The sequence below is a fragment of the Cupriavidus sp. GW821-FHT07C08 genome (assembly GCF_059419025.1).
The window spans coordinates 194813-206052 of the sequence record NZ_JBWKQZ010000011.1; the positions used below are offsets into that span (position 1 = coordinate 194813).

Consider the following 11240-nt stretch of genomic DNA (forward strand, 5'->3'; position numbering starts at 1 on the left):
GGCACAGACGTCAGAGCGACCCGCTGGCTTGCTCCCCTCTCCCGCAAGCGGGAGAGGGGCAGGGGGTGAGGGCAGGCGGTGGCATACCGCCAGCACAACCTACCCCCCACCACGCTTGCCGTGCGCCTCCAGCACAAAATAGCCGATCGACCCGATCATCAGCGGAATCAGGTAATACATCGCGCGATACGCAATCAGCGCCGCCAGCAGCAGCCCGTGCGGCACCTGGCCGCCCAGCATCGTCAGGAACACGGTCTCGATCACGCCGAGGCCCCCGGGGATCCGCACCACCACGCCCGCCAGCCCCGACGCCAGCAATACCCCAAGCACCGTGAAGTACCCCGCATGCGTATGCAGCAGCGAATACAGGATCGCCGCCATCGCCATCCAGTGGGCCGCTGACAATAGGATTTGCAGCGCGGCGAAGCCGACCGACGGAACGTAGATATCATGGTCGCGCACGGTCCGGTGCCGGCCGTGCCAGATAGCACAGGCAGCCAGGTAGGCAGCCGGCACCGCCAGCATCAGCGCGCCCAGCACCCGTGTCAGTGCCGCGGGAACGCCCCACTCCGGCGGCAGCACCACCTGCTGCGCCACCAGGATGCCCCCCGCCAGCAAGGCATAGCCGAGCCAGTTGCTGCTCACCACCACCACGAACAGGCTCCAGATCTGCGGCAGCGTAAGTCCCGCGCGCATGTACAGGCGATAACGCACGCCCGCGCCGCCCAGCGTGGCCCCAAGGTTGAGGCTGAGCGTGTAGCTGACATAAGCGATCGCCATCACCCGCCGCGCCGGCAACGGGTGTCCGGCATAGTGGCAGCCAAGCCGGTCGAACTGGCTGTACAGCAAGCCGCTCAGCGCAACGAAGGCCGCCGCCGGCACCAGCGTGCGGGCATTGAAGCCGCGCAGCGCGGCCAGCACCGCGTCCCAGTCGATGGTGCCCAGCTTGCGCGCGATCAGCGCCAGCACCGCGGCAATGAACAGGATGCCGATGGCACGGCGCCACGCGGGCCAGTGCGCGTGCTGGCGGATGGCCGAGAAGGTCGTCGCGCCCATCATTGCGCGCCTCCCCTCGTCGCCGCGCGCCGCAAGGCCGGCCACGGCAGGGATGTGCAGGAATGCAGGCCTGCGTCCGCCAGCCCGGCATGCAATTTCTGGCCTGCCCCGGCTTCAAACAGGATAAAAGTTTCCGGCAGTGCGCTTTCGCGCGCGCACGGGTTCGCGCCGAACCCGCACGACAGGCGGCGCTCCGCGCCGTGCCCTGGCCGGTGGAAACGATTGGAGGCGGACTGCATCGGTGTCATGACCTGAGAAAGCCGCAAACAACGTGCCAGCGCGGGTGCGTCACCCCCCTCAACCCCGGCCACGGCTGCGCCGCCAGCGTTCCAGGGCCGCGGCCGCCAGCGCACCGGCGGCGAGCCCGGCAATGAACGCCACGGCAGTGGTCCCCTCCCAGCCCGTCGCGGCGCCCACATCCGCACTGCCCCGCGCAAGGGGCGCGAGCGACTGCCAGTCGGCAGCCGTGAACTGCGTCATCGCCTGCGCCCCGTCCAGGCCATACACGCAGATCTCCCCGCCCGGCAGCTTGCAGAAGCGCTCGCGCGGGCAGGCCTTGAGGATGGCCTGCGGGGCGCCCTCGCCGCAGTTGGCCCCGGCGCTGCGCAAGACCTGGATCGTGACTTCGGGATGCCGGGTAAGTTGTTCGGGCATGGCCGCCTCCAAACGGGTGACGCTGCCCTTCAGCGTAGTGCAGCCAGGCTGCCGGCACCCTTATTCACCAGCGGCATATGACCATGCGGAATAACTCGTTCGCCTATTGCCTGCCTTTCCATACAATGACCCGACGCCGCAGCGGGACGCTGCAGGCCTCCAACAACATGACGGGGAGCATCAGATGCAATATGGGAAATTCGGCTTCGTCGCACGGCTGGCCGCGGCAGTGCTGGCGCTGGGGGTGATGCAGGGTGCGGGCGCGGCCGATCCGGACAAGAAGGAAATCCGCTTCGGCGCCACCGCCGGCCCCTACGCCGACCAGATCCGCTATGGCGTGAAGCCGGTGCTGGAAAAGCGCGGCTACAAGGTCACCATCATTGAGTTCAGCGACTACGTGCAGCCCAACCTGGCGCTGGCCGACGGCGCCATCGACGCCAATGCGTTCCAGCACGTGGCCTACCTGAAGAAGTTCTCGGCCGACCGCAAGCTGGCGCTGACCGACGTGATCCAGGTGCCGACCGCGCCGATCGGCATCTACAGCCGCAAGCACAAGGGCCTGGCCGAGGTGAGGCCCGGCAATACCGTGTCGCTGCCGAACGATCCCACCAACCTTGCGCGCGCCATCGCCATCCTGCAGCAGATCGGCTGGGTCACGCTCAAGCCGGGCACCGACCCGATCCGCGCCAGCGAGCGCGACATCGACGCCAACCCGCATAAGCTCAAGCTGATCCAGCTGGAAGCCGCCCAGCTGCCGCGCTCGCTCGACGACGTGGACTACGCCTTCGTCAACGGCAACTATGCGCTCGCCTCCGGCCTGAAGCTGACCTCGGCGCTGGCGCTGGAAAAGATCCCCGATTACTACATGAACCTGGTCGCGGTGAAGACTGCGGACCTGAACAAGCCCTTCGTCAAGGACATCCGCGAAGCCTACGAGTCGGCGGAGTTCAAGGCCGTGACGCAGCAGCGTTTTGCGGGCTTCGTGCAACCGCCGTACCAGCGCTGAGGCACACCGCTATTGCCAGCAGAAAAGCGCCGCCAGGCGCTTTTTTGCGTTGTGGGGAGCACCACCCGCATTGTGCACAGCAAGACGATTTTGCGCCGCGCCCGCCGCGCAAATGCCCTACACTCAAGCTCAAGTCCCCCCGCGCCCAAAAAGCATGGCGGGGATCACAACGCGATCATTGCTGCGGACAGCGCTGCGAAGATCCTCGCGGCCGTCCCTGCGGATCCTGTCGAGACAAGCATCGAGAGACCTGCCATGTCCACGGTTGCGAGCTTCGAGATCGGCTACACGCGCTACCTTGCCCCGCCGGGCGACACCTCCTCCCCCACATCCCCTCCCCCACCCCTTGCCAGCAACCCCGACGCACTGCTGCCGCTGTACCAGGCGATGGTGCTGACGCGCCAGTTCGACCTGAAGGCGATTGCGCTGCAGCGCACCGGCAAGATCGGCACCTTTGCCTCGGCACTCGGCCAGGAAGCCATCGGCGTGGGCGTGGCCTTTGCGATGCGGCCCGAAGACGTGCTGGTGCCCTCGTACCGCGATCACGCAGCGCAGTTTGTGCGCGGTGTCACCATGACCGAGAGCCTGCTGTACTGGGGCGGCGACGAACGCGGCAGCGGCTTTGCGGCGGCGCCGCATGACTTTGCCAACTGCGTGCCGATCGGCACCCAGGTCTGCCACGCGGCCGGCGCCGCCTATGCGTTCCAGCTGCGCGGCGAGCCGCGCGTGGCGGTCTGCCTGCTGGGCGATGGCGGCACCTCCAAGGGCGATTTCTATGAGGGCATGAACATGGCCGGCGCGTGGCACGCGCCGCTGGTGATCGTGATCAACAACAACCAGTGGGCAATCTCGATGCCGCGCAGCGGCCAGACCGCGGCGCAGACGCTGGCGCAGAAGGCCATAGCCGCCGGCATCCCCGGCGAGCAGATCGACGGCAACGACGTGGTCGCAGTGCGGCACCGCGTCGGCGAGGCCATCGCGCGCGCGCGCGATGGCGGCGGCCCCGCGCTGATCGAGGCCATCAGCTACCGCCTGGGCGACCACACCACCGCCGACGACGCCTCGCGCTACCGCGACGAGGCCAGCGTCAAGGCGCACTGGCAGGAAGAGCCGCTGCTGCGGCTGCGCACGCACCTGCTGGCGCTGCACGCATGGGACGCGGCGCGCGAGGAGGCGCTGGTCAAGGCCTGCTCGCAGCAGGTGGCGCAGGCCGTCGAGACTTACCTGGCCATGCCGCCGCCGGATCCGGCCGCGATGTTCGACTGCCTGTACGCGGCCATGCCGGCCGAATTGCAGGCGCAGCTGGAGATTGCCCGGCGCTTCCCGGCGCCGCACGGATAAGCAGCGAACCCTGTGCCTCCACGTAGCGACCACAGCGAGCGAACCATGGCGGAAATCAATCTGGTCGAAGCAGTCAACCTGGCGCTGGCCCATGCGCTGGATCACGATCCCGATGTGCTGCTGCTGGGCGAGGATATCGGCGTCAATGGCGGCGTGTTCCGCGCCACCGCGGGCCTGCAGGCGCGCTTTGGCGCGGCGCGCGTCATGGATACGCCGCTGGCCGAAGGCGGCATCGTCGGCGCGGCGATCGGCATGGCGGCAATGGGGCTCAAACCCGTCGCCGAGATCCAGTTCACCGGCTTTATCTACCCGGCGGTCGACCACATCATCAACCACGCCGGACGCATGCGGCACCGCACGCGCGGGCGCCTGTCGTGTCCGATGGTGGTGCGCTCGCCGTGCGGTGCCGGCATCCATGCACCCGAGCATCATTCTGAAAGCCCGGAAGCGATGTTCGCGCATATGCCCGGCATCCGCGTGGTGGTGCCCTCATCGCCCGCGCGCGCGTACGGGCTGCTGCTGGCGGCCATCGCCGATCCGGACCCGGTCATCTTCCTCGAACCCACGCGGCTGTACCGCCTGTTCCGCCAGGAAGTGGCCGACGACGGCGCGGCGCTGCCGCTGGACACCTGCTTCACGCTGCGCGAAGGCAGCGACATCACGCTGGTGAGCTGGGGCGCGATGGTGCAGGAGACGCTCGCCGCCGCGGACGCATTGGCCGGCGAGGGCGTGACGGCCACTGTCATCGACGTGGCCACGCTCAAGCCGCTGGACATGCAGACCATCCTGGAATCGGTGACACGCACGGGCCGCTGCGTGATCGTGCACGAGGCCCCGCGCACCGCCGGCTTCGGCGCCGAGATCGCGGCGCAGCTGGCCGACGCGGGCCTCTACTCACTGGCCGCGCCGGTGCAGCGCGTGACCGGCTTTGACACCGTGGTGCCGCTGGCGCGGCTGGAATACACCTACCTGCCTGGCGTCGCCCGCATCGTCGACGCGGCGCGCAAGGCGATGGCGGCATAACGCGGGAATTGCCGACGATAGGCAAGGAGTGCCGATGAGAGTCTTCAAGCTGCCCGACCTGGGCGAAGGCCTGCAGGAGGCCGAAATCGTGACCTGGCACGTCAAGACCGGCGACACCGTGGCCGCTGACCAGCCGCTGCTGTCAGTAGAGACGGCCAAGGCCATCGTGGAAATCCCGTCGCCGTATGCCGGCACCATCGGCAAACTGTTTGCGCAGCCCGGCGATATCGTCCACCTGGGCGCGCCGCTGGTCGGCTTCGAGGGCGCGGGCGAGGATGCCGACGCCGGCACCGTGGTGGGCTCGGTCCAGGTCGGCACGCACGTGGTCAATGAAGCCGCGCCTGCGGGCACCGCGGCACCCGCCGCGGCCATGGCCGCGCGCGTCAAGGCCACGCCGGCAGTGCGCGCGCTGGCGCGCCGGCTTGGGGTGGACCTGGCAATGGCCACGGCATCGGGCCCCGAGGGCGTGGTCACCGCCGCCGACGTCGAGCGGGTAGCCAGCACGCTGGCCGAGCTGGGCGCGCCGGAACAGCTGCGCGGCGTACGCCGGGCGATGGCGCAGAACATGGCGCGTGCACAAGCCGAAGTGGCCGCCGCCACCGTGATGGACGACGCCGACATCCACGCCTGGCAGCGCGGCGCCGATGTCACCATCCGGCTGGTGCGCGCCCTGGTGGCCGGTTGCCGCGCCGAGCCCGGCCTCAATGCCTGGTACGAAGGCCAGACCGCCCGCCGCCACGTGCTGAAGAAGATCGACGTCGGCATCGCGGCGGACCTGCCCGAAGGCCTGTTCGTGCCGGTGCTGCGCGACGTCGGCAACCGCGATGCCGCAGACCTGCGCCACGGCCTGGACCGCATGCGCGCCGACATCCGCGCGCGCACCATCGCGCCGGAGGAGATGCGCGGCAACACCATCACGCTGTCCAACTTCGGCATGATCGCGGGGCGCTATGCCGCACCCATCGTGGTGCCGCCGACCGTGGCGATCCTGGGTGCGGGACGCGTGCGCGAAGAAGTGGTGGCGGCCGGCGGCGTACCGGCGGTGCACCGGGTGATGCCGCTGAGCCTGACCTTTGACCATCGCGTGGTGACGGGTGGGGAGGCGGCGCGGTTTTTGGCGGCGGTGATTGGGGATCTGGAGATGGCGGTGTAGGGGTGGCCGGATCAGGGCGTCTGCGAACACCGCAGCCCCTCGTGAAACGCTCCCCTCGCCCGTAAGCGGGGGGACCGCCGGTGTGCTGGCACCAATCGGGCGCTGCGGCGGCCCTGTATATTATGCGTTTCCGATCGCCGCTGCCGTCAAGCCGGACCTATCCGGACAGCCGGACACCCCTCATGGAATCCAAGACCGCCCGCCTTACCATCCTGATCGATCCGGTCAAGAAGAAGGCCTTTGAAACCCTGTGCGCCTCGCAGGACCTGACACCGTCGCAGGTCGTGCGCCAGCTGATCCGCGAATACCTGGCCCAGCATGGCGTGGAATACGCCACCAAGGCCAAGCCTGCGGGCAGCACGCGGCAGAAGAAGTAACTCAGCGCGGGGCGTTACCTTCGCCTGCCAGTTCGCTGCAGCGCTGCACCGCCTGCGCCAGCGAATCCACGTAGTTGCCCTCCCCCAGCGCCGCCAGCACGCCCGCGCGCGCCAGCTTTTCCCTGACCCGCTCGTTGGCTTCGGCCAGCACCACCGCCACGCCGCGTTTCTGCAGCGTCACGATCACGGCCTCCAGCGTCTGCAGGCCGGTCATGTCCATGAAGGGCACGCGGCCAAGGCGGATCAGCAGCACGCGCGGCTCGGTATGGGTCTGCACCAGAGCGCGCTCGCAGGCTTCCACAGCACCGAAGAAGAACGGTCCGTCGATCACATAGACCAGCACGCCCGGCGGCATGCGCGTGGCCGATCCGGCGCCGGCGTCGCCCAGTTCGAGCTCTACGTCCACGGCATCCTGGCGCGCCACCTCCACTGACGCCGACATGCGCCGCAGGAACTGCAGCATGGCCAGGATCACGCCGATATTGACCGCCACCACCAGGTCGGTCAGCACGGTCAGGGTGAAGGTGATCAGCAGGATGGCCACGTCGGCGCGCGGCGCGCGGCGGACCATGCGCGCGAACTGGCGCCCCTCGCTCATGTTGTAGGCCACCACGAACAGGATCGCGGCCAGCGTCGCCAGTGGCACGCTGGCCGCGAGCGGCGCCAGGAACAGCAGCACCATCACCAGCGTGAGCGCATGCACCACGCCGGCCAGCGGGCTGTTGCCGCCATTGCGGATATTGGTGGCGGTGCGGGCGATGGCGCCGGTGGCGGCAAACCCGCCGAACAGCGGCGCCAGGATATTGGCGATGCCCTGGCCGACCAGCTCCTGGTTGGAATCGTGCCGGGTGCCCGCCATGCCGTCGGCCACCACCGCGGACAGCAATGACTCGATCGCGCCCAGCATGGCGATGGTGAAGGCCGGCCCGGCCAGTTCCAGCACGCGCGCCAGCGTGATGTCCGGCAGCGCTGGCACGGGCAGCCCGCGCGGCAGGCCGCCGAAGGCGGTGCCGATGGTGGCGACGCCGTCAAAGCGGAACAGCGCCTGCACCGCGGTGGCAGCCAGCAGCGCCACCAGCGGCCCGGGGATGCGCCGCAGCCAGCGCACGCGCGGCGCGCCTACTACCAGCGCCAGGCTGCCCAGCGCCAGCGCGGTGGTGGCCGGGTGCCATTGCGGCAGCGCCTGCAGCAGGTGCCAGAATTTTTCGTGGAAATGCTCGCCTGCCACCTGCGGCAGGCCGAAGAAGTCGCGCCACTGGCCGACGAAGATGATCACGCCGATGCCAGCCGTGAAGCCGACGATCACCGGCGCGGGGATGAACCGGATCACGCTGCCCAGCCGCGTCAGCCCCATTGCCAGCAGGATCAGGCCCGCCATCAGGCTGGCGATCTGCAGGCCGTCGATGCCGTGGCGCGCGGTCACGGCGGACAACACCACGATAAACGCGCCGGTGGGCCCCGCGATCTGCAGCCGGCTGCCGCCGAACAGCGACACCGCCAGCCCGGCGACGATGGCCGTGTACAGGCCCTGCTCCGGCTTGGCGCCCGACGCGATCGCAAACGCCATGGCCAGCGGCAGCGCCACCACCCCGACGATCACGCCCGACACGATGTTCGGCAGCCAGTTGCCGCTTCGGAACAGTCCGGCCAGCCAAGCTTCGCGCAGCGCGCTCATGCGTCAATCCCTCGGGTTCGTGCAGGATGATGATGGTGCATTGGATGATAACAGCATGTTAATACCCGCCGGCTTGCGGCTTGCGCCGTGATATTCGCCACGTCTGCCCTGTCGCTTATGCCACTCAATTCCTATACTGGATTGGCTCGCCCGGGGCGCACGGGGTACGGGCCCAGGCGGACGCGGCAATCTTCTGCAATCGGAGGCCCATCATGTTCAAGCACCTCCTTGTGCCTACCGACGGCTCCGCACGCGCCGACGCGATGGCGGCCCGCGCCATGGCCTTCGCCAGCCGCATCGGCGCCCGCGTGACCGGGCTGCATGTGATTCCCGAGTACCACGTACTGACCTACCGGCTGACCAGCCTGCAGGACACCAAGGACACCTTTGCCGCAGAGGCCGCGCGCCACGCGGATACCTTCCTGGCCTCGCTCAGCCACGCCGCCGCGCAGGCCGGCGTGGCCTGCGAGACCGTCACCGCCACCGACGACCATCCCTGGCAGGCCATCATCCAGTGCGCACAGCAGCGCGACTGCGACCTGATCGTGATGTCGTCGCATGGCAAGCGCGGGCTGCAGGCGCTGCTGATCGGCAGCGAGACCCACAAGGTCCTGACCCACAGCACGATCCCGGTGCTGGTCTTCCGCTAGGCGGCGGTCGGGCGAAGAATGAGATAGCGAGATAGCGGGCAACAGTGCGCGCGACGCGCGTTTCCACACCACGCCAACTGCAAGGAGCGCAACCATGGCGATTCGACTGGGCGAGCAAGCCCCTGATTTCACCGCCGACACCACGGAAGGCAAGATCAGCTTCCATGAGTGGATCGGCGACAGCTGGGCCATCCTGTTCTCGCATCCCAAGGACTTCACGCCGGTGTGCACCACCGAACTGGGCTATATGGCCGGGCTCAAGCCCGAGTTCGACAAGCGCAATACCAAGATCATCGGCCTGAGCATCGACCCGGTCGGCGACCACCAGCGCTGGGCCAAGGACATCGAGGAAACGCAAGGCCATGCGATCAACTATCCGATGATCGGCGATGCCGACCTGACCGTGGCCAAGCTCTACGACATGATCCACCCCGAGGCCAGCGGCAGCGGCCCGCGCACCGCGGTGGACAACGCCACCATCCGCTCGGTGTTCATCATCGGCCCGGACAAGAAGGTCAAGGCAATGCTGGTGTACCCGATGAGCGCCGGGCGCAATTTCGACGAGGTGCTGCGCCTGCTCGATTCGCTGCAGCTCAATGCCAAGCACACGGTGGCCACGCCAGTGAACTGGAAACCGGGCGAGGATGTCATCATCCCGACATCGGTTTCGGACGAAGATGCAAGGAAGAAGTACCCGCAGGGCTTCAAGACCCTGAAGCCCTACCTGCGCACGGTGGAGCAACCCAAATAAGGGGGAGCGAGGAGCGCCAGCACCAGGGGAGTGCGGCCAGGCGTGGAGGTCACGCCGGCCGCCGCCGGGCCTTCCGGTCAGTCACGGCCGGGAGGCCCGACTTGTCCACAGGAACTATCCACAGCTTCAGTGGATATCCCCCCTCTTGACAACCGCAAAGGGCGCGCCGGCGCTGGAACTCACTGGAGTGCCCGTTTTATAGGCAACCGGCCGGGGTACGGGAATGGTTGCGGGCGTTTGAATTTTGTGCCTGTTGCGATTCTTCCGCCAGCAGGCGCTCAGCGCGTCAGCACCTCGCGGATGGTGTCAGCCAGTTCCTTGGCCACGAACTTCGCCACATAGGCGTCCGCGCCCACCTTGCGCACATGCTCCTCGCTGGCCTCTCCCGACAGTGACGAGTGAATCACCACCGGCAGCGACTTCAGCCGGCTGTCCGCCTTGATCTTGCGGGTCAAGGTGAAACCGTCCATCTCCGGCATCTCCAGGTCGGTCAGCACCAGTGCCACCTCATCCTGCACCGACTTGCCATGGCTGGCCGCCTCGGCGGCGATGCGGTCAAGCAGCTCCCACGCCTCCTTGCCGGACTTGGTCATCACCACCGGCGCGCCCAGCGCCTTCAGCCCCTGTTCGATCAGGCCGCGCGCCAGTGCCGAATCGTCGGCGGCAATGACCTTGGCGCCCGGGCGCAGGCTCAGCTGCGGGCCGACCGTGCCCGGGTCCACGTCCGGCTGCCGCGTCGGCAGCACATCGCGCAGGATCTGCTCAACGTCCAGCACCTGCACCAGCCGCGACGGGTCCGTGCCCCCCGCGGTGTCCCCGTCCAGCTTGGCGATGCTGGTGACGTGGCCGGTCCGCACGCTGGCCTCGGCCGAATGCACCTGGTTCCACTCCAGGCGCACGATTTCCTCCACTGCCTCCACTGCAAAGCCCTGCTTCGAACGCGCATATTCCGTCACCAGCAGGATGCCCAGGCCGCTGCGCGGCTTGCACCCGACCAGCCTGGGCAGGTCGATCACCGGAATCACCTGGCCGCGGATATCCGCCATGCCCAGGATCGACGGGTCGGCCCCCACCACGGTCGTCACGCGCGGCATCACCAGGATCTCGCGCACCTTGAAGACATTGATCCCGAACAGCTCCGTCTGGCCGGAGTGCTCGGCATCGCCAAGCCGGAACAGCAGCAGTTCGAACTGGTTGTTGTTGGTGAGGTTGGTCCGTTCGTCGATGTCCCTCATGGAACTGCTCATGCTTCGCTTCCGTGCCGTGCGTGTGGTGTTTGCCGCCGTCGTTGTCGTCTGCCTGCGGCCGCGGCGGATGGCGGACGGCAGGGCTCATGACTGGATATCGGCGGCGGGCCGTTGGGAGTTGAGAGCGCGGCATGGCCTGTCCTCAGCGATGGGCATGAGGCGCATCGCTCGATGCCCGACGTGATGCGGCATCGTGAAGCTGCGTGATGCCGCGTCGCCGGCGATCGGCTTTAGATACTATGGAAGGGCTGGCCCAAGTAAGCCCCTGGAGTAAAACGAGGATTCGGATAACCCGTTTTTCGAAAGG

Annotated in this window: 11 protein-coding genes; 7 read left to right on the top strand and 4 right to left on the bottom strand. The window is 68.0% G+C overall.

Annotated features, from left to right (window positions below; all coding sequences use genetic code 11):
• Positions 1-99: 99 nt before the first annotated feature.
• Together AC07UK_RS16560 and AC07UK_RS16565 are read right to left on the bottom strand one after the other, a co-directional pair.
• Entirely contained in the window at positions 100-1059 is a 960-nt protein-coding gene (locus AC07UK_RS16560) for a lysylphosphatidylglycerol synthase domain-containing protein (RefSeq protein WP_494687601.1), read from the bottom strand.
• A gap of 294 nt (positions 1060-1353) precedes the next feature.
• Entirely contained in the window at positions 1354-1710 is a 357-nt protein-coding gene (locus AC07UK_RS16565) for a hypothetical protein (protein ID WP_494687602.1), read from the bottom strand.
• A 184-nt stretch (positions 1711-1894) separates the two neighbouring features.
• Between AC07UK_RS16565 and AC07UK_RS16570 the strand changes: the two genes are divergently transcribed.
• From AC07UK_RS16570 to AC07UK_RS16590, 5 genes are all read left to right on the top strand, one after another.
• The gene (locus AC07UK_RS16570; protein ID WP_436224752.1) at positions 1895-2716 is read left to right on the top strand and encodes a MetQ/NlpA family ABC transporter substrate-binding protein; all 822 of its coding nucleotides are present in this window, start codon (positions 1895-1897) and stop codon (positions 2714-2716) included.
• A gap of 255 nt (positions 2717-2971) precedes the next feature.
• Complete coding sequence (gene pdhA, locus AC07UK_RS16575; RefSeq protein WP_436224751.1) at positions 2972-4057, top strand: pyruvate dehydrogenase (acetyl-transferring) E1 component subunit alpha; 1086 nt, start codon at positions 2972-2974, stop codon at positions 4055-4057.
• 45 nt (positions 4058-4102) lie between these two features.
• Positions 4103-5080 carry an alpha-ketoacid dehydrogenase subunit beta gene (locus AC07UK_RS16580; protein ID WP_114133110.1) on the top strand — a complete coding sequence of 326 codons (978 nt, stop codon included), beginning with the start codon at positions 4103-4105 and terminating at the stop codon, positions 5078-5080.
• A 34-nt stretch (positions 5081-5114) separates the two neighbouring features.
• Positions 5115-6233: a dihydrolipoamide acetyltransferase family protein gene (locus AC07UK_RS16585; RefSeq protein WP_436224750.1), complete on the top strand. Its 1119-nt coding sequence runs from the start codon at positions 5115-5117 to the stop codon at positions 6231-6233.
• Positions 6234-6415: 182 nt separating this feature from the next.
• Positions 6416-6610, top strand: coding sequence for a hypothetical protein (locus tag AC07UK_RS16590; protein WP_018308668.1), 195 nt, complete (start codon positions 6416-6418; stop codon positions 6608-6610).
• 1 nt (position 6611) lies between these two features.
• Here the strand turns inward: AC07UK_RS16590 and AC07UK_RS16595 are convergent, their stop codons facing one another.
• Entirely contained in the window at positions 6612-8285 is a 1674-nt protein-coding gene (locus AC07UK_RS16595) for a SulP family inorganic anion transporter (protein WP_494693885.1), read from the bottom strand.
• Positions 8286-8497: 212 nt separating this feature from the next.
• On the opposite strand from AC07UK_RS16595, the gene AC07UK_RS16600 reads away from it, so the two are divergent.
• The gene (locus AC07UK_RS16600; protein ID WP_436224748.1) at positions 8498-8935 is read left to right on the top strand and encodes a universal stress protein; all 438 of its coding nucleotides are present in this window, start codon (positions 8498-8500) and stop codon (positions 8933-8935) included.
• Between the two features lie 94 nt (positions 8936-9029).
• Positions 9030-9686 carry a peroxiredoxin gene (locus AC07UK_RS16605; protein WP_432261260.1) on the top strand — a complete coding sequence of 219 codons (657 nt, stop codon included), beginning with the start codon at positions 9030-9032 and terminating at the stop codon, positions 9684-9686.
• 278 nt (positions 9687-9964) lie between these two features.
• On the opposite strand, the gene AC07UK_RS16610 is transcribed toward AC07UK_RS16605, so the two are convergent.
• Positions 9965-10933 carry a chemotaxis protein gene (locus tag AC07UK_RS16610; protein WP_494688339.1) on the bottom strand — a complete coding sequence of 323 codons (969 nt, stop codon included), beginning with the start codon at positions 10931-10933 and terminating at the stop codon, positions 9965-9967.
• Positions 10934-11240 lie beyond the last annotated feature (307 nt).